Source organism: Leptospira mayottensis 200901116 (genome assembly GCF_000306675.2).
Taxonomy (GTDB): domain Bacteria; phylum Spirochaetota; class Leptospiria; order Leptospirales; family Leptospiraceae; genus Leptospira; species Leptospira mayottensis.
This window is the reverse complement of sequence record NZ_CP024871.1, coordinates 1,918,958-1,936,777: the sequence shown is the minus strand read 5'-3', so window position 1 is coordinate 1,936,777 and position 17,820 is coordinate 1,918,958. Positions and strand designations below refer to the sequence as shown.

The 17,820-nt window shown below is 38.4% G+C and carries 21 protein-coding genes and 1 pseudogene; 13 read left to right on the top strand and 9 right to left on the bottom strand.

Annotated elements, in window-relative coordinates; genetic code table 11:
* Positions 1 to 95: 95 nt before the first annotated feature.
* The 5 genes from LEP1GSC190_RS08735 (at position 96) to LEP1GSC190_RS19480 (ending at position 2,696) form a co-directional block, all read left to right on the top strand.
* Positions 96 to 1,028, top strand: coding sequence for an LA_2272/LA_2273 family lipoprotein (locus tag LEP1GSC190_RS08735; RefSeq protein WP_004280012.1), 933 nt, complete (start codon positions 96 to 98; stop codon positions 1,026 to 1,028).
* A gap of 563 nt (positions 1,029 to 1,591) precedes the next feature.
* Positions 1,592 to 1,729: an LA_2272/LA_2273 family lipoprotein gene (locus LEP1GSC190_RS21045; RefSeq protein WP_420844306.1), complete on the top strand. Its 138-nt coding sequence runs from the start codon at positions 1,592 to 1,594 to the stop codon at positions 1,727 to 1,729.
* Positions 1,730 to 1,848: 119 nt separating this feature from the next.
* Positions 1,849 to 2,148, top strand: coding sequence for an LA_2272 family surface repeat-containing protein (locus LEP1GSC190_RS20215; protein WP_129533494.1), 300 nt, complete (start codon positions 1,849 to 1,851; stop codon positions 2,146 to 2,148).
* 169 nt (positions 2,149 to 2,317) lie between these two features.
* Positions 2,318 to 2,566 (top strand): LA_2272/LA_2273 family lipoprotein, encoded by a 249-nt coding sequence (locus LEP1GSC190_RS21040; RefSeq protein WP_004280175.1) that lies wholly within the window; start codon positions 2,318 to 2,320, stop codon positions 2,564 to 2,566.
* Positions 2,481 to 2,696: a hypothetical protein gene (locus tag LEP1GSC190_RS19480; RefSeq protein ID WP_051019814.1), complete on the top strand. Its 216-nt coding sequence runs from the start codon at positions 2,481 to 2,483 to the stop codon at positions 2,694 to 2,696. Before LEP1GSC190_RS21040 ends, LEP1GSC190_RS19480 begins: the two co-directional genes overlap by 86 nt.
* Here the strand turns inward: LEP1GSC190_RS19480 and LEP1GSC190_RS08725 are convergent.
* Positions 2,688 to 3,833: a deoxyguanosinetriphosphate triphosphohydrolase gene (locus LEP1GSC190_RS08725; protein WP_002763843.1), complete on the bottom strand. Its 1,146-nt coding sequence runs from the start codon at positions 3,831 to 3,833 to the stop codon at positions 2,688 to 2,690. The genes LEP1GSC190_RS19480 and LEP1GSC190_RS08725 overlap by 9 nt on opposite strands.
* Before the next feature lie 126 nt (positions 3,834 to 3,959).
* Here LEP1GSC190_RS08725 and LEP1GSC190_RS08720 point away from each other — a divergent pair, with 126 nt between their 5' ends.
* Genes LEP1GSC190_RS08720 through LEP1GSC190_RS08710 form a run of 3 tightly spaced genes read left to right on the top strand, consistent with a single transcriptional unit; the run spans position 3,960 to position 5,666 of the window.
* Complete coding sequence (locus LEP1GSC190_RS08720; protein WP_002763779.1) at positions 3,960 to 4,565, top strand: DedA family protein; 606 nt, start codon at positions 3,960 to 3,962, stop codon at positions 4,563 to 4,565.
* 52 nt (positions 4,566 to 4,617) lie between these two features.
* Positions 4,618 to 5,172: an HNH endonuclease gene (locus tag LEP1GSC190_RS08715; protein WP_036036565.1), complete on the top strand. Its 555-nt coding sequence runs from the start codon at positions 4,618 to 4,620 to the stop codon at positions 5,170 to 5,172.
* Positions 5,169 to 5,666: an LIC11661 family lipoprotein gene (locus tag LEP1GSC190_RS08710; RefSeq protein WP_002763795.1), complete on the top strand. Its 498-nt coding sequence runs from the start codon at positions 5,169 to 5,171 to the stop codon at positions 5,664 to 5,666. Before LEP1GSC190_RS08715 ends, LEP1GSC190_RS08710 begins: the two co-directional genes overlap by 4 nt.
* On the opposite strand, the gene LEP1GSC190_RS08705 is transcribed toward LEP1GSC190_RS08710, so the two are convergent.
* From LEP1GSC190_RS08705 to fliS, 3 genes are read right to left on the bottom strand one after another with little or no spacing between them, the layout of a single operon-like run.
* Entirely contained in the window at positions 5,653 to 6,138 is a 486-nt protein-coding gene (locus tag LEP1GSC190_RS08705; RefSeq protein ID WP_004280023.1) for a J domain-containing protein, read from the bottom strand. The two genes, LEP1GSC190_RS08710 and LEP1GSC190_RS08705, sit on opposite strands and share 14 nt — an antisense overlap.
* Positions 6,132 to 6,551: a hypothetical protein gene (locus LEP1GSC190_RS08700; RefSeq protein ID WP_002763854.1), complete on the bottom strand. Its 420-nt coding sequence runs from the start codon at positions 6,549 to 6,551 to the stop codon at positions 6,132 to 6,134. The genes LEP1GSC190_RS08705 and LEP1GSC190_RS08700 overlap by 7 nt, the downstream gene beginning before the upstream one ends.
* A 3-nt stretch (positions 6,552 to 6,554) precedes the next feature.
* Positions 6,555 to 7,004 carry a flagellar export chaperone FliS gene (gene fliS, locus LEP1GSC190_RS08695; RefSeq protein ID WP_002763804.1) on the bottom strand — a complete coding sequence of 150 codons (450 nt, stop codon included), beginning with the start codon at positions 7,002 to 7,004 and terminating at the stop codon, positions 6,555 to 6,557.
* 299 nt (positions 7,005 to 7,303) lie between these two features.
* On the opposite strand from fliS, the gene purN reads away from it, so the two are divergent.
* The 5 genes from purN to fsa all read left to right on the top strand — a co-directional run bounded on the left by purN (position 7,304) and on the right by fsa (position 11,574).
* Complete coding sequence (purN, locus tag LEP1GSC190_RS08690; RefSeq protein ID WP_002763773.1) at positions 7,304 to 7,930, top strand: phosphoribosylglycinamide formyltransferase; 627 nt, start codon at positions 7,304 to 7,306, stop codon at positions 7,928 to 7,930.
* 3 nt (positions 7,931 to 7,933) lie between these two features.
* Entirely contained in the window at positions 7,934 to 9,469 is a 1,536-nt protein-coding gene (gene purH / locus LEP1GSC190_RS08685; protein ID WP_002763783.1) for a bifunctional phosphoribosylaminoimidazolecarboxamide formyltransferase/IMP cyclohydrolase, read from the top strand.
* Position 9,470: 1 nt separating this feature from the next.
* Entirely contained in the window at positions 9,471 to 10,097 is a 627-nt protein-coding gene (locus LEP1GSC190_RS08680; RefSeq protein WP_002763820.1) for a hypothetical protein, read from the top strand.
* A 30-nt stretch (positions 10,098 to 10,127) separates the two neighbouring features.
* A complete protein-coding gene (locus tag LEP1GSC190_RS08675) occupies positions 10,128 to 10,844 on the top strand; it encodes a hypothetical protein (RefSeq protein WP_002763799.1) in 717 nt (238 codons plus the stop codon).
* Between the two features lie 85 nt (positions 10,845 to 10,929).
* Entirely contained in the window at positions 10,930 to 11,574 is a 645-nt protein-coding gene (fsa, locus tag LEP1GSC190_RS08670; protein ID WP_002763838.1) for a fructose-6-phosphate aldolase, read from the top strand.
* Positions 11,575 to 11,659: 85 nt separating this feature from the next.
* On the opposite strand, the pseudogene LEP1GSC190_RS08665 reads toward fsa, so the two are convergent.
* The 5 genes and pseudogenes from LEP1GSC190_RS08665 to LEP1GSC190_RS08635 all read right to left on the bottom strand — a co-directional run.
* A pseudogene (locus LEP1GSC190_RS08665) lies at positions 11,660 to 12,169 on the bottom strand (IS982 family transposase); the annotation flags it as partial.
* Between the two features lie 195 nt (positions 12,170 to 12,364).
* Positions 12,365 to 13,107, bottom strand: a protein-coding gene (locus LEP1GSC190_RS08655; protein ID WP_237578353.1) for an IS5 family transposase whose coding sequence is annotated in 2 segments (ribosomal slippage) — positions 12,365 to 12,816 and positions 12,816 to 13,107 — 744 coding nt in all. Because the reading frame shifts where the segments join, the coding sequence is not laid out codon by codon here.
* Positions 13,108 to 14,496: 1,389 nt separating this feature from the next.
* A complete protein-coding gene (locus LEP1GSC190_RS08645) occupies positions 14,497 to 15,543 on the bottom strand; it encodes a DUF1574 domain-containing protein (protein WP_002763839.1) in 1,047 nt (348 codons plus the stop codon).
* Between the two features lie 13 nt (positions 15,544 to 15,556).
* Entirely contained in the window at positions 15,557 to 16,975 is a 1,419-nt protein-coding gene (locus LEP1GSC190_RS08640) for an MBOAT family O-acyltransferase (RefSeq protein WP_004280506.1), read from the bottom strand.
* Entirely contained in the window at positions 16,972 to 17,733 is a 762-nt protein-coding gene (locus LEP1GSC190_RS08635; RefSeq protein ID WP_002763836.1) for a pseudouridine synthase, read from the bottom strand. The genes LEP1GSC190_RS08640 and LEP1GSC190_RS08635 overlap by 4 nt, the downstream gene beginning before the upstream one ends.
* Positions 17,734 to 17,820: the final 87 nt, after the last annotated feature.

Sequence of the window (17,820 nt, the reverse complement as noted above, 5' to 3'; positions counted from 1 at the left end):
GAACGACTCCTACCGAAAATTCCTCTACAAACGAGAAAATATCCGATCTATAAACAAAATAAATTCTTTCCACTCGAAAATCAAAGAGAGATCCAATGTCCGAACGCAATAATTTTTTCTTTGCGGCTTGTCGACTTCCACTCAGAAATTACTTTTTTACAAACCTCCTCTGTTCTTCCTTTCGAAATAATATTGACAATCGGTTAGATCAAAGTCTAACTTACTCTTTATCGGAAACCATGAAAAACAAATTCACATTTACCCCTTTTGTATTGTTTTTTTCGAGTTGGATCTTTGCGTCTAACTGCGGTTTTGCGCTCACTCCTCGGATAACAGTAAAAATTCCGCCTCAGACGCAGACCGAGATTTTCAGACTGAATCTTTTACTTGGAGAAGTAAGGGAGTTGTATGGCATCAATCTAGGCGGGATGAATTACGCGCACAGTCTGATCGGAACTCAAGTAGGAATCATAAACATCTCCGAAGAATCCATTGGAATTCTATTCGGACTCTTGAATAATTCAGGATCCTATGGCACTTTAAAAATCGGTTTTCTCAACACGAACTTTTTTCTAGATCGTGGAATGCCGCCTTATGAAAACGAAGGGAAGGAGAAAATCGTAGACGATCTGGCTCTTTCCATCGGAGCCGTTAATCTAATGAGCGGCAGATTCAATTTAGGCTTATTCAACTGGGGAGCGGGCTTAAATGTGGGAATCGTAAACACGAATGAAGGACGTTCCGTCAATTTTGGAATCGTGAATATAGGAACCAAGTTAGAAGTTTATCCCAAAGAAAAACCGGCGATCAGTTTCGGAATCGTCAATACGGGTACGAATCGAAACGAACTTCAAATCGGAGTTCTCAATTTTTGTGAAAAAGGATTATTGCCCTTTATGATTGGAATCAATTATTGTCTCAAAACCGTATCTCAAACAACGGAAGTAAAAACAGAAACGATCGAACCGCAACCTGTTGAAACAAAAGTGGACGTAAAGGTCGCGCCCGGGGAAATTTCTTCAAAATAAAAAGAATTCTTTTTTAGAATATTCGGAAATCATAATTTTACCGAGACACTTGCATAATTTACTGCTCGGACACATGAAAAGAATACTATGATGAGCTTGGAGCCGGTCTCAGAACCTTAGGAATGTAAGAGCTATTACAATTTTAAACGACGGGAGAAAACCGCCAAACGACGGTTTCTGTGAGAACTCCCACGTTTTTTAAAAACTTGCCGGGTCGTTTAGAGATATTTTTCTTCAGGTTTTGAGACAGGTTCTTATTTCAAAAGTTAGAATATTCAATCTTCTTCAAAAAGGCAAGTAATTCCAAACTAGACGTGATTTTATGAGGACTTACGCATTTTTACAAAAATCCCCTCTTAACTTTCGGTACTATTTTTATGCGTCCGAGTAGTAATATAAAAATATTCACGCATCGATTCTACCATTTATCGAATATCATACTTGACAATCATTCGATTAAAACACAATCAAAAAACGACATGAAAGAATCTGTTCTTTATAACCTCTTTCTTTTCATCGTGTCCATATCGCTCTTCAACTGTGGCTTCGCCTTGACCCCCTAAATTGACCGCAAAATTTCCACTGGAAACAAAGACGGAAGTTTTCCGGTTCAACCTTTTCACGGAAAATCCGAAAACCTCTACGGACTAAATGTAGGAATCGTCAACGGGGTGCGGAACGATTTGTTTGGAGACAGGTAGGAATTGCTAATGTTGCTCACAATTTAATTGGAATTCAAATTGGAGCCATCAATCTTACCCATCACAAACACGCCGGTTTGAAGATCGAACTCGTCAATTTTGGAGTTCTTTTGCATGGTTTGGATCCTAATCAGACTCACAAATCTGAAACGGGAATAGGGATCTTAATCGGTGTGGCTAATTTTGAAATACAAAGCGGAAATATCGCAATCGGTATCTTTAATTACGAAGCAGGTATCGGCATAGGAATTATCAATAGGAGTTTCCTATATCTTAACTCAGAGGATACGGGTCTCAATATAGGAATTGTCAATATATCGGAAACACACCAAAAACAATTTCAAATCGGAATCATCAATTATTGCCCCAACAATACGATTCCCATCATGATCGTCGCTAACTACTGTGTAAGAGAATGATATTCTTTGAAGCACAAACAGATCAAAACGAAAATGACGATCTAAATCGAAAAAATGAATTCCATAAAATAGAATATTCTAAAATTAAAATAAACTTATGAAATAAAAATTTAAATTCTCCATTCTTTTTTTATCCTTTTGCTGGCTCTTTAACAACTGCGGCGTCGCATTGACTGAAAAAACCACAGCAACAATTCCTCCAAAGACCGAAACGGAAGTGTTTCGCGTAAACCTCTTTTATGGAGAAGTTAAAAAATTATACGGAATAAATATAGGGCTCCTAAACAGAATCCGAGAAATCCGGTTGGTTTTCAAATTGGAGGGTAAACGTTGTGGACGGCAAAGCTTATGCAACACAAATCGGCCTCTTCAATCAATCCGAAAGAGGGTCCACGATCCAAATCGGAGCAGTGAATAAGGTTGAAAGCGAGCGCAATAGTCACAGTGGAATTCAACTCGGCTTTTACAATGAAGTAACTGAAAAAAATCGCCAATCAAATCATGGGCACCGGTATCTACTTCACAACCGGTATCTACAATTATGGTAATGACTGATAAATCTTTTCGGCATATCGATCAGTCATTCCCGCCACGTAATCGCTGATTACCCTGTAAAGAGACTCTTCCTCGATTCTTTCTTTGTAAGTATCCGGAACTTTTTCAGGATGTTTTAAAAAATAATCGAATAAGGATTCTATGACTTTTTTTCCGTAGTCGCTCATACGAACTAAATCCTCATGGCGATAAAGTTTTTCGTACAAAAAAAATTTAAGTTCCCTGAATTTGGAATCGACCTCTTCAGAAAAAGAAGCGATTCGAATTCCCTGCTTCCATAGACGAATCAGGTCTTCCGTGGACTTAACCTGATTCGTTTCCAACTGAAGGGAAATATTCTGAATCAGATCGGAAACCATGGAATTAGTGAGAGTTCGAATTGTGGTTCGAACCAGAATTTTTTCACCTACATCCTTGTATTGTTCCTTGCATTCTTCGTAGACTTCTTTCCAAAAAGGATTTTCGGATAAATCACCGAGATGCAAGTAGCCCATCTCCCAACCATCTTCAATATCATGACTCGTGTAGGCGATTTCATCCGAAAGATCCGCGATCATTCCCTCTAAAGAAGGGCCACTTTCTTTTCTTTCCAAAAGCATCATGGAAGGATCATACTCGGTACCGTGTTTCATCAAACCTTTCAAAGTTTCCCTACATAAGTTCAGTCCGGGAAAGTTTGGATATTTCTTTTCGATCGAAGTTACAATTCGAAGAGATTGTTTGTTGTGCTCAAAACCGCCATAATCTTTCATAAGACTAGACAAAATTTCTTGACCTGCATGGCCGAAAGGAGTGTGACCTAAATCGTGGGCCAAAGCGATAGATTCGGAAAGATGAGAATTAAGCCCAAGCGCACTTGCGATCGTCCTAGAAAGACCAGCAACTTCGAGGGTATGTGTCATTCGATTTCGATAATTTTCTCCTACGGAAAAAATAAACACTTGAGTTTTATATTGAAGACGTTTGAACGCACTGGAATGCAGAACCCTATCTCTGTCCCTTTGGAACGGAAGACGGTAGGAATGTTCTTCTTCTTCGTAAAATCTTCCTCCATTGTTTGTACTGGAAATCGCGTAAGGAGCAAGTCCCGCAATTTCTTTTTGGATCAAATCATTTCTGGAAAAATACACGTTTTACAAAATTTCGAAACTTTACCTAAAAGTCTGCCCACTTTTTTTGTTTTGTTTACTGCTATTTTAAACGAGACGTTTTTTACTGTCCTGAAATCCTAAATTCACAAGGCATTTACTGAAGAAATGGAATTTTTAAATATTCTGGTTAATATCTTCTCGGAATACGGATACATTGCCGTTTTTTTAGCACTCATTCTTTGCGGTTTCGGACTTCCGGTTCCCGAAGACATTTCCTTGGTTTCCGGAGGAGTAATTGCAGGATTCGGCAAAGCAGATCCGCATTTTATGTTTCTCATCGGAATGGCCGGGGTTCTCATCGGAGACGGTTCCGTTTTTTTAATCGGGAGAATTTACGGAGTACGTGTTCTTCAGATTCCAATGATTTCAAGAATCGTTACTCCCGAACGTTTTGCAAAGGTTCAGGATAAAATTTCTCGCTATGGAAACTGGGTCACTTTCATGGCTCGTTTTATGCCGGGCCTTAGAATGCCGATTTATCTCACGGCTGGGACCTCGGATCGAATTTCATTTTATCGTTTTGTAACTCTTGATTTTCTCGCCGCAATCATTTCGGTTCCGGTTTGGGTTTATTTGGGATACTTCGGAGCATATAATTTTGATATATTGATGCATTGGGTTCACAATGGGCAACTTCTAATTTTCGGAATTTTAGGAACGGTATTTTTATTATTTGGAGTCGTCTATTGGATTCGAAAGAAACGCTCTTAACCTAGAGAATTTCTTTACATCTTCCAGGCATCGGTTATTTTTTGACCAGTTTATGGACATTCTTGCGCAGCCAGTGCTCGTGCTGAATGCCGGTTACGTTCCCATCGGGATTCGTTCGGTCAAAGATGCCCTGATTCTGATCATTCTTGAAAAAGCACAACTCATCAAGGATGATAAAAACTTTTTAATCCGCTCTGAAAAACTCAAATTCACCGCGCCTAGAATCATACTTCTCCGAGACTATTACAGAGTTCCTCCCAGAAAAGATCGAGTTTCCAGGGAAAATATTTTTCAAAGAGATAACTATCACTGCGTTTATTGTAGAAAAAAATTTCCAAGTACAAAGCTCACTCTTGACCACGTAATTCCACGGAGTCGATGGGAACACGTTCCCAAAAAAGAAAGACCGAAGGAATTCAACTCTTGGGAAAATCTGGTTGCTGCGTGCAGGCATTGCAACACTCGAAAAGGAAATAAACTTCTGGCCGAATTGAAGTGGAACTTACCGGAAGAAAATCGAGTGACACCCAAGTTACGATTTCCACTCTACTCAATATCGGATCAGCAGGCTGAAAAGTTCGGTTGGCGGGAGTATATTTCTTTTTGAAACGTTTTTATATTTCGCTTTTGCTTCTGGCATTTTCACTTTTATTCGGTTGTCCCCACTATTCTACAACACGTTTGATATCCACTCCACCTACTTTGATCAGTATCGTTCCGATCGCAAGCGGCTACGAACTCCGATTGAGAGCAGGAAATCCAGAACTTCTTTTCAGTGGGTATCGATTGTATGTGGCAAGTACGGAAAATGATTCCAGATTTCCTGCAGATCTAAACTCGGGAATCGATTGTGTGGACGGTATTTTGAATTTAATTCCGAATCAACCGTTGGAATATTCAATCGAACTCAGCCCGAACGGTGGACCTTTAGCGGCAATCGGGATCGGAGAAAACCCAAATCGAATCTGTAAGATGAACATAACCCTCTCTCCAGGACAGTATCTAACTCTTCGTTCGCATGTATTGGTCATCAGTATAACGAATGGAAACACATCTGGTTTCGTCTTTTCAATGCCTTCTAATTCTCTTAAGGTGCCTTAAACCAAACTTCGATTTTCTGGAGTGTATTTTTCGCATCCGGAATCCAGATACTTTGAGGATGGGAAGAAATCAATTCTTCAAATCCCGATTTGGAAATTTCCAAGGAATGTCTGAGTTTTCGGAGAACTGGGTTTTCCTCTCCTTTTAAAAAAATCGGATTTCCGTCTGTGAGCTTATAGTATTCGTGGATCGCAGAATCATAGATTTCTCTGGCCCGTTTGTAAATTGTGTAATCGTCTTTGTAAAAATTTTTGGGAGGATCGGCAAATACATTCTCTTTTTTGAATGTTTCTTGTTCCAAATAAGAATATAAAATATCTCTGTATTCGATCAGTTCTTTGAATAGAGAATCGTTTGAAAATTCTCCCGTATCGGGATGATACTTTTTGGATAGGAAGTAAAAACGTTCTTTTAGATCTTTTTCGTTAAACCCCGGTTCTAAACCTAGAAATTCCAGGGCTCTTTCTAACAAGTCCCCGTTTTCCAATAGTCTCGTCTGAGATGGCGCTTAAGCTGAATTTGAACTTGGACCTGATTCAATTCTTTCTGATACTCTTTCAGAATTTTTTTCATTTTCTCTTCCACTTGAGAATGTAAAAATCTGGACTCTTCCATTTTTTGAAATAGAATTTCTGTAAGTTCGATCAATTCCAAAGTTTGAGGAACACCTTCCGCCATTTTTTCGATCTTAAGATCCACCGAACAAAGTTGGTCGATGATTTTTTCATTGGAGTCTTCGATTTTAGCCGCGCCTTCTCCGTCTCCGAACCCGAATATTTCCATTTGTCGCTTTTGATTGGTAATCAATTGCTCAAGCAAAAGAATTTTATCTCCATAAAGGACGACAAGGCTACGATTCAGATCGATTGAATTTGAATCCGACAATTGTTACCCCTGAATGGATAAACCGCTTCCGCGATTGCCTTGGAATGGTGTAGAAACGACATTAGATTTTTCTTTTTTTTCTACTTCTTCCCAAGCCGATTTTAGGTCTTCCATGTATTTGATGATTTCTTGGAGGATTTCGGAATCCTTCTTCATATTTGCTTCCAAAAGACGTTTTTTGATGTAAACGTAAATTCCGAGAAGATTATTTGCCACTTCCCCACCTTGCTCTAAGTTGAGAGCAAGCATAAGTTCCGTAACGATCTCTCCCGCTTTGAGGATATGGTTATTGACCACATCGTATTTCCGGGGAGTATTATTCTCCAGAGCGATATTTAGAAAGCGAACCGCCCCGTCATAGAGCATGACGATGAGTTTGCCCTGACTGACAGTTGAGATTTCGTTGGATTTATATTGTTCAACGGTCGCTGTGGATTTTCTGGCAAGTGACATGTATCTCTCCTGAAATACTTTTCGACAAAAACGGTTGCCTCCTTAATGCTGGGCTTGAACATTCTTACGGTTTCTCTGAAAACTTTCGGTGATCTTTTAAGAGTCCGAAAACCTAAAAAAATCTCGTAGAAATATTAAAAACTAAAATTTCCACGGATTTTGCATGGATTTTAATCTTTTCAGGAAAAATCCACACTTTATTAACTGAGTCAGAGAAATTCGCTTGATGTTCCCGAAATCGTCTTTCTGAATCAATTTTCACTTCGGGGCGATTCTGATTTTACCCGGATAAAATTTTCTTGGCAAGTCCGTTTACAAAGCCTAAAAAAAAGATCGCATTCTTAGCTTCCGGAAGAGGCTCTAATCTCAAGGCGGTTCTCCAAAACATTAAAGTCGGTAAAATTCGGGGAATTGGATCTGCATTGATTTGTGACAATCCGGATGCAAAAGCGTTGGAAGTTGCCCAGGAATTTAAACTCCCTTCTCACGTTTTCAATTTTGCTTCCTTTGTGGACAAATCCGAATATCACAAAAAACTTTTGAATTTCCTCATCGAGCTGGGACCCGACCTTATCGTAACCGCAGGTTATATGAAAATCCTAAAAAGCCAGGTCATCCAAACTTTTCCCAATCGTATTATCAATATCCACCCTTCTCTTTTACCGGCATTTCCAGGACTGAACGCTCAAAGACAGGCCTTTGAATACGGGGTCAAGATTGCCGGTTGCACCGCCCATTTTGTGGACGAAGGTGTGGATTCAGGTCCGGTGATCCTTCAAGGAGTCGTGAAAATCGAAGAAGGAATGTCGGAAAGAGATTTGACTTTAAAGATTCTAAAAGAGGAACATAAAATCCTACCACTCGCGGTTCAATACTTTTGCGAAGATAGGCTTAAGATCCATAATAGAAAGATAAGCATTGAGTAAATAATGATACAAATTAAAAGAGCCCTTATTTCCGTTAGCGATAAATCCGATATAGTAGAATTTGCACAATTTTTAAATCGAAACGGTGTAGAAATCATTTCCACTGGCGGAACCTTAAAACTTCTGAAAGACAATGCAATCGAAGCGATCGCGATTGACGATTACACCGGTTTTCCGGAAATTTTAGACGGAAGAGTCAAAACTCTCCATCCGAAAGTACATGGAGGTCTTCTCGGCGTACCTTCTAATCAAGCCCATAAACAGAAGATGGAAGAATTAAAAATTCCTAAAATAGATTTGGTCGTAGTAAACTTGTATCCATTTTTAAAGACAGTTTCCAAATCCGGAGTACAATTGGAAGAAGCGATCGAGAATATCGATATAGGCGGGCCTTCAATGATTCGAAGCGCGGCTAAGAATTACAAACACACACTCGTTCTCACTGATCCGAATGATTACGAGGAAATACAAACACTGATTTCATCTGGAGGAATTTCGGAAGAAGTGTCCGCGGGTTATATGAGAAAAGCATTTTCTCATACTGCGATGTATGATACTGCAATTTCATCCTGGTTCAACAAACAAGCCGGAGATGTTTTCCCGGATGTACTCAATCTCTCCTTCTTAAAAAAACAAAAACTCAGATACGGGGAAAATCCTCATCAAGCCGCGTCTTTTTATGAACCCCTTTTTGTGAAGAGCGATTTTTCTCCTTTGCAAGGAAAGGAGTTGTCGTTTAACAATATGCTGGATTTTGACGCGGCGTTTCACATATCGAGTCTACTCCCAGAAAACACAGTCTGTATCATTAAACATCTCAATCCTTGCGGGATTGCATACGCGGACGATCCTTTGGAAGCGTTTCAACTTGCAAGAAGAACCGACCCGATTTCCGCATTCGGTGGAGTAATCGGAATCAAAGGGGTTGTAAATAGAGAGTTGGCTACGGCCATCACTGAAAACTTCGTAGAAGGTGTGATCGCTCAAAAGTTCACTCCGGACGCTCTGGAGCTTTTTTCTAAAAAGCCGAATATCCGTCTGATCGAAATCGAAAACTTCAAAGAGGCGCTTGACGAATTGGATTTAAGACCGATCCATCACGGTTTGCTCATACAAGAACGAGATTATACTACGATTACAGAAAAAGATCTAAAAGTAGTTACTAAAAAACAACCTACGCCCGATGATATTCGTGGTTTGATGTTTGCTTGGTCTTGTGTTCGTTTTATCAAATCCAATGCGATCGTTTATACGGAAGAAAATGCAACCCTTGGAATCGGCGCGGGACAGATGTCTAGAGTTGACTCGGTGCAGTTGGGCGCGAGCAAGGCATTAAATGTCGGTTTATCCGTAGTTGGTTCCTACGTCGCAAGCGACGCATTCTTCCCGTTTAGAGACGGGATCGATGCTCTTGCAAAAGCCGGAGCAAAAGCGATCATCCAACCTGGCGGTTCGGTTCGAGACGCAGAAGTGATTCAAGCGGCGGACGAGCACGGACTCATTATGGTCTTTACGGGAATGAGGCACTTCAGGCACTGATATGGAATTTTTACTTTATCTAATCTTCTTTGGAATCGTTTCGAGCGTACTCGTCCTTGCAAATTATTACTTTAAACTTTTGTTTCTTTCCGGAAGAGAATCCTTCGGAAGATTAGAACTTGTGGATTGGATTCGGATTGTTCCGGACGAACTTATCAAACTGTTGGAATTTAACGGAAGTCTTCAATACGGAGCAATCGCGCTTTTCGTTTCCGCCTTTGTTTCTTACCTTTGGACGTTGTTAGGTGGAATCATCGGTGCGCCTCATTATTCCGACGCATTTGGAAACTATTTCTTTCTTTCGTTTTTGTTACCGGTAACTCTTTTGACGACCTACGGTGTTCTTGTGGAATTGGTTCTCAAGGACCTTCCCTCTACGAGCCCGAATCACTTTTTGGTTCGTTTTTTCGAACAGGAAATTCCTATTCTCAGCGGATCTGCGCTCTCGGTTATTTCTTCCAATCTCGCCATATACGGACTTTTTCATGAGATTCCGTTCTTGTTCGTGTTACCAAACATATCGATCATCGCAGTTTTACTCGTTCTTCGTTGGAATGGAAAGGTAAAATTCGGGGGAATTCAGTTTTCAGGTTCGAAAAACAGTTTTGCTGAGGAAGATTCTGAATAGGTTTCTTCTAAAACTGCCGATAAGAAGAGCATGAGAATTTCTGTCCTTCTTTTTTCTTTGGTTCTGGTTCCTGTGACGCTTTTCGCACAACTCCCGGACGAAACGCTACCGGACCGAAGACAACCGACTAATACCCCTGGGCAGGCGGCCAATTTATTGGAAGGATTTGCGGAATCTTCCTGGGGTGAAAGTTACATGAATATGCGTGAAAAATTCTTATCCCTTTCCACAAATCCTCAAAATGACGAAAAGGTAGAAATCGTTTTCGAAGATAAAGAAAAAACCCTTCTTATTCGCAGAAACGGTATTTTCTATTCGTATCGTTTTTATTCTACTCCTAAAATTGTGACTGATTCCAGACCTAAGAATCAAACTCCAAGTAATAAATCAGAAATGGAAGAGGAAAATCATTCTGCACCTGGAATTTTATTTTCTGTGGGAGTTTTATTTCGATATCTTCCTGGAAAAGACGTGCAACAAAAACTAGAACAAAAATACGGAAAACCTAAGAAAGAGTCCTTAGCTGAAAACAAAATTGGGGGCGCAATTCTTTGGGAAAAAACGGATGAGAAACAATCTCCTCCCAAAGGAGGATATGTAGTTCAGTGGAAAGAAGCCTATAAAAAAATGCCTTTCACAAGAAGAGTGGATTACTTTAGTTCTGCGATTCGGTTTCAAATCGAAAAGGAATACAAAGAATTTTTCAGCGCCGAAGAAATTAAAACTCTTCGCGATTTGATTCCATAAAACAAAGCAATTTCCCCAAAATTCTATTGACTAGCACCTAGCCTTCCCTACATGCTCTAAGCATCCTTTTTTATGGAGCATGTAAGTGGAATTATACCTGGATACTGCAAACATAGATGAAATTAAAGAGATCGCATCCTACGGTCTTGTCGACGGAGTAACTACTAATCCTTCTATCATCGCTAAGTCGGGAAGAAATTTTAGAGAAGTTATTAAAGAAATTTGTTCCATAGTTTCCGGTCCTGTGAGCGCGGAAGTTCTTTCTACAAAGTTCGATGGAATGATGAAAGAAGCCCTGGAGCTTGTGGAGATTGCTGAAAATGTAGTCATTAAAGTACCTTTGATTCCAGAGGGTCTTAAAACCGTTGTAGAGCTCACCAAAAGAAATATTCCTACAAATGTAACTCTTTGTTTTTCCTCTTCTCAGGCTCTTCTAGCCGCGAAAGCAGGAGCCACTTATGTTTCTCCGTTTATCGGAAGAGTCGACGATACAAGCTGGGACGGAATGGAACTGATCTCTGAAATCAGGGAAATCTATGACAACTACGGCTATGATACTAGAATTCTAGCAGCTTCCATTCGCGGGCCTATGCATCTAAAGGAATCCGCTTTGAGAGGAGCTGACTGTGCGACAATGCCTCATTCCGCATTTTTGCAACTTTTTAAACATCCATTAACCGATATCGGACTCGAAAAGTTTTTGGAAGATTCTAAAAAGTTAAAGTGGTAATCGATAGAACCGCACGATTTTAAAATTTTCTAAATCGTGCGAGTTTTAAGATCACAATCTTTAACCTAAATAACGTGAGTTCGGCCTAAGGAGAAAGTAGAAGTTGTAAATTGTCTTTGGATCTCAAATTCAAAGAAGGTTTTTTTGGAAAAAATGAAAATGCGACTAACCCGCTTAATAGATTAACAGCCCAATTGAAAAAGCTTCGATGTCTAGTATGTTGAATCTGACAGATATTTTTAAGTTCGTCATTAACGGATTCAATGATAGCTCTTTTTCTTAAAAGAATTTTATCAACTAAGGGCATTAATTTATTTTTCATATTCTTTTTAAGTTTTGTAATGAGTTGAATTCCCTTTTCATAAAGACTTTCAAACAGAGATTGACTGATGTAACCTCTATCTCCGAAAAGTTTACCGTAAATATTTTTAACAAGTGGAAAGATCACTTTCAAATTCCTGTCGTCCACATTTCCAGGAGTGACCATAAATGATAATAATTCACCTTGATCATTTATGATTAAATGCAATTTAAAGCCGTAAAACCAGCCTGTGCTTGATTTCCCTCGCTGTGCAATGTCTTTAAATACCTTATTTACACTTCTATAAACAAACCCTAAAGTATCAAATGAGTATCGAGTATCACACTTCTACCAGACTGACAATAGAGCAAATTCAAATTCTAGAAATTTCTATTTTGAATAACGGAAATTATAATCTTTTAGAAACTTCTCTACAAAACAAATTTCAACCAGAAAACCTTAAGTTTAGACTTAGAGCCGGTCTCAAAACTACCTATCAAAAAAGTTAAAAGCAATGATAGAACTTGCGAGATAAAGAGATGCAAGATAATTTTCAGATTTTCTTTCCCAACGAATTAGGATAGCTCTGAATCGATTGTGCCAACTGTTAGTTCTTTCAACGACCCATCGTCTAGATTTTCCATTGTATTTACCGATGAGAGGCTTTTCACCTTTTTTCCGAATATGAGATTGAATGTTTCTTCTTTTGATTAAAACTTCTATATCTTGGAAGTCATAACCTTTATCTAAACAAAGATGTTTTGGCTTTTTTCTTCTTTTTCCGGAAAATATTAGGATTGAATTCAACGTATCTTTTACACCGTGTTTGTCATGAACGTTAGCTCCAGTCAACGTAATTGCCAAAGGAATTCCATTTCCATCCGTAAGGATATGCCGTTTAACCCCTAATTTGGCACGGTCTGTAGGATTTTTCCCGGTTAAACTCCCCCTTTGGGAGCCTTAACCATTGCCGAATCCATCGAAGCCCAGTCCCATGCTATCTGATTCTTTACATCATAATATTTTAAAATGGATTTATAGATCTTTTTGAATACCCCTGCTCGTTCCCATTCTTGAAATCTTCTGTGACAAGTTTGACCAGATCCAAACTCATTGGGAATTGCACGCCACTGACAGCCTGTTTTCATTCGATAGATGATACCTGCCATTACTATTCTTGAAGGAACACGATTGCGACCTCCTTGAAGATTGGGCTTTTCTTTAGGAATCAATGGTGCTATTTTTTCCCAAAGTGCATCGGGGATTTCTGAATAATATTTGTCCATTTCACATTTATATTTTTACACTTTCTCTGTACAACCAGTTTTGAGACCGGCTCTTAGTGATGATCATGGGTCTTTTCACGCAGAAATTACTCAGGCTGAAAACGGATTGATTGTTTCTTTTAGAATTGCCACAAAAAAAGACAGAGAAAAATTTCTCAACCTCGTAATCACCTCTCTTAAGCAGAAAGGAATTCATTGTATTTTTGAAGAAATTTAGAATATTCTTAAAGACTATTTTAGAGAAAACTCTATAAAATTTAAAATATCTTTAAATCAGATCTTCGCTATTAGATTAACGTGATCGACGCGACGTAAGAAAGTCCCGGCGAATCCGGCGTTACCAGACCGCACTTCCAGTTCCAGTCAATAAGCTACATAAAATAAACGTAATACAATATTTCCTCTTTAGCTTTCAATTTACTATAAAACGCGATCTGTCGAGCGACCATAGAAAAGAAATACTGAGTTACTTCGAACGACCAAAAAAACTCAGCGGATGCCTCTAAGGATCGGCATTCAGGAAGCGATGATATTGAGTTACATTTACTACTCAGACGTATGAAAATAATACTATACCACGAACTTGTTTTAAAAGTTAGAATGTGGATCTCCTTTAAAAAATCAACAAATCCGGGTTAACACCATTTTTTGAATGGCTTCCACATCTTTGATAAAATCGATTGTTAATTTTTGGTATTGTTTTTATAGGTCCGAGTAATAGCTTACGTGAACTAAGAAATTCGCTTTATCTTAACGTGGGTTCAACTGAGAAAAACTTTTCTAAAAGTATGAGTGAGTTCCTACAATTTTAGAATTTGTACGTAAAATCATGGTTTGGAGCGTTCCCACACATCATTTTACGGATAAACCTAAGTTTTATGTAAGTTCCTACACTTGAATACAATAGATTCAATTGCTATAAATTTCTATTTTTTAAATTGTGTAGTTCCCACACTTTAAAAATCGATCTATAAAGTTCAGATTTCAACTTATTTCAGAATCATGAGTGTTTTACGCCGAGCTCGCGTTAGTTTATGTAAAACGATATTTTGGGATAAACATTTAGATACTTTAATTTTATAAAACCCAAATAAAATCGTTGAGAGACATAAAATTACCACAACTTGTGGAACTTTTATAAATCGCGATTTTACAGATAAACTCTAAAATTACAGAAACTCATACGAAAACTATAATATTATACAACAGTAAATCATAAAATACTAAGATTTCTATAATAACTAACAGAATTTAAATATGATTATTATAAAATTTTGGGACCGATTTTTATATTATCTAGAATTTCATAACGAATGTGACAGTTCCATGAACGAATTAGGGATGATACAAAGGAATCTTTTTAAATCCGTAATAATCATCGATCATCAATTTCATCGATTCTAAAAAACACATGATCGATTGGTGAGAAGCGTCATAGAATAGTTCACAGGAAGTCTGAGTATTCAAATCGACCGAAACCGCTGAATATCGATTTGCAAGATCTTGAATTTTCGGCCACCAGATTTTTTCCATTTCCAATTCGTAATAACGTTTTCGATATGTTTCGTAAACTTTCGGCCAAATGAGATAAACTTTTACATCGTTTTCTTTCGCCAATTTTAAAAACTGTTCTACAAAAAAGAACTGAATCGGTCCAAGAGTGAACGTAGAAAGATATAAATTTCGGATTCGCATTGCGTCCTTTTCCAACCGATCCGGATCGTTTAAGAAAGTGGTATAGGCGAATTGTTCTCCATGGTTCAAATTAAGAACCATATATTCCGTGTTCAATGTCGGATTGTATTCGGCTAATTTCTTTTCCTGAAGTCTTTTGAAGAATAATTTTAAATCCGGATTAACTCGTCTAACCGCAAAAAGGCGATCTAAAAGCAGTTTCTTACGATCTTCGAACGAAATTTGATCCGCATACTTAAGTAAAAATTCGTCGTCCGCTCCGTATTTTAAAAACGGATCGTAAAAAATTCCTTTGGTATCATCGAAACCTTCCGGACTTACGACATAAAATACAAATTTAGGTTTTAATCCTTGGTTGATGATTTTTTCAAACCAATAGAAACCGTAAGCTGGAACTGCTTGAGGGCCGGAGAAATTGTATAATACCCAATCCTTTTGCAGTTTTTTGTCTATTCCCATTGCAGAATACGGATAAGCTCTGGAATCTCCAAAGGCAAGCGCCAAAGAACGTTCTTTTAAGTCCTTATCATGAATCAATTTTTCAAATAGGGATTTTCTTTGGGTATAATAGACCGTATTGCCAGCTTGAATAAAATTCTTTTGAAAATATTCGAGAGTAAATATTTTATCCAAACAAAATATGAATACGAGAAATAGAATCGGATAATAAATGTAAATTTTCTTCATCGATAAAGACCCGTTAAAACCTTGAGTAAAAAAAGTCCGCGTTTCCCGCATTCATTCCAATCATGATAAAAAGAATAATTAGACCTAAGATTGGCAAAAATCTCGCTCTCCAGATTTCGGGAACCGAATATTTCTCAGGCCATTCTTCCGATATATGAAATAAAAACACGAAAAGAAGCATATACATTCCCGTTTCGAGTCCTATCAAAGGTTGCCCGTTTTGAAACGTTAAAATTCTTACAATGGAAGAAGTCGCAGAATTAAAACTTGGTGTAAAAAAGAAAGTCCAGGAAATCGAGTATACAATAAGTACGAAAGCATAACGCACAACCGCTTTTACATAAGGAATTTCAGGAAAAACCCTCCAATTTCGCACTTCGAATAATCTTTCCAAAGACAAATAAATACCTGTGAGCAGCCCCCAAATGAGAAAGTTCAAACTTGCTCCGTGCCAAAGTCCGCCTAACATAAAGGTTACGATAAGATTAATAGTCGTTCTAAGTTCTCCCTTTTTCGATCCGCCTAATGGAATATAAATATAGTCTCGAATCCAAAATGAAAACGTTAAGTGCCATCGACGCCAAAGATCCCCGAAGCTCTGGAAAAAAAACGGAGCCTTAAAATTTTCTGGCAGATCGAATCCCATTAACTTTCCGATCCCTCTCGCCATATCCGTAAGTCCCGAAAAGTCGAAATAAAGATTGGCCGCAAAGAGGAAACAAGTCAGCAAAAGTGCGATTCCGGAATAATCTTTCGGAGATAGAAACACGGGCGCGATTAAGGGAAGAACAGCCGCGGATAGTAATCCCTTTTTAACGAGACCCCGGATAAAAAGCCAAAGACCATCAATCAATTTGGAAGGAGTCATTGTTGGATTTTCAAATTGATTCCGAACTTGATCGAATCGTAGGATCGGCCCCGCAATCATTACAGGAAAGAAAAAGATAAAAGAGAAAAATCCTGTGGGACTGACGTTCTTATCAAAACCTTCTCGTTTTGAATCCACTGCAAAAGAGATCAATTGGAACGTATAATAACTGATTGTAGCGGGAAGGACGACTTCAAATCCCCCTAGATGAAACAGAGTCGAAAACTTCGCGTCAAGGGATGTTTTTTGTTGAAGAACTGGAATTGAAAATACAAAACCGATAAACTCCATAAGTAAATAAAAATATTTGAATAAACCCAGATTAAGGATATTGAGAATGACGACAGCCTTCACATACCAAGTTTTTTCGTAAAGATATCGGTATAAAAACCAATTGGCAAAAACGACCAAAATGAGATGAAATAAAAAGTTAAGGCCGAATACGGAATAAAAAAACGCGGACCCTAAGATTAAGAGATACTTTCTGCTCTTTCCTGGAACGTTCCAGTAGATCAGATAGAATACCAAAAAAAATAAAAGAAACTCAATGCTGATAAAGTTCATTTCCAAATTCCCGTCTCAGTTAGAAGAAATTTACCTTCTTCCAAGTCCAGTTTTTCCAGTTGTATAGAACCGATGCGTATTCTTTGCAGATCGATTACACTCGCTCCAGATGCATGAAACATCCTTCTAATTTGTCTTTTTTTTCCTTCCCCAAGAGTAACACGATACACACAATTCTTACCCGGAACGAGTTTAACCATTTTTGCACGCAGAATTTCTCCTGCATCCAAAATCCCTTTTTGAAAAGTAGCCTGAATCCACTTTTCTCCTGGATCATGGTTTAAGGTCACGAGATATTCCTTTTCGGAACCATGGGAAGGGTGTGAAATTTTTTGAGCTAATTCACCGTCGTTTGTCAAAATGAGGAGTCCTCTCGAATTAAGATCAAGTCTTCCGGCGATTTTAAAGCTTTTATAAGCCGAAGGAAGAAGAGAAAAAACCGTCTTTTCATGAAAACGATCTCCGTGAGAACAAAGATATCCGACCGGTTTATTTAAAATCAGAATTCTTTTGGGTTTTCCTGTCGGTTTTACGACATTTCCTAAATAAGAAACCACGTCAGTCCCAGGTTTGATTTTGGTTCCCAAATCGGTCACTCGTTTGCCGTTGATTGTAATTTGGCCCCTGAGAATCAGTTCTTCCGTTTTTCTACGAGAACCTAACCCACAATCTGCGAGAAATCGATTCAGTCTAATTTTGTCTCGGGCGTTTGAATCATTCTTGGACTGCATGAATTCTCCCATTTCGAAAAGACTCAAAAAATCTTCTATCCAAAACTTTCGTTGACCCGAACTCTCTCTCATACGAGGGTAGAAGGAGAAGCTTTGTACTCATTCGAAACGTAT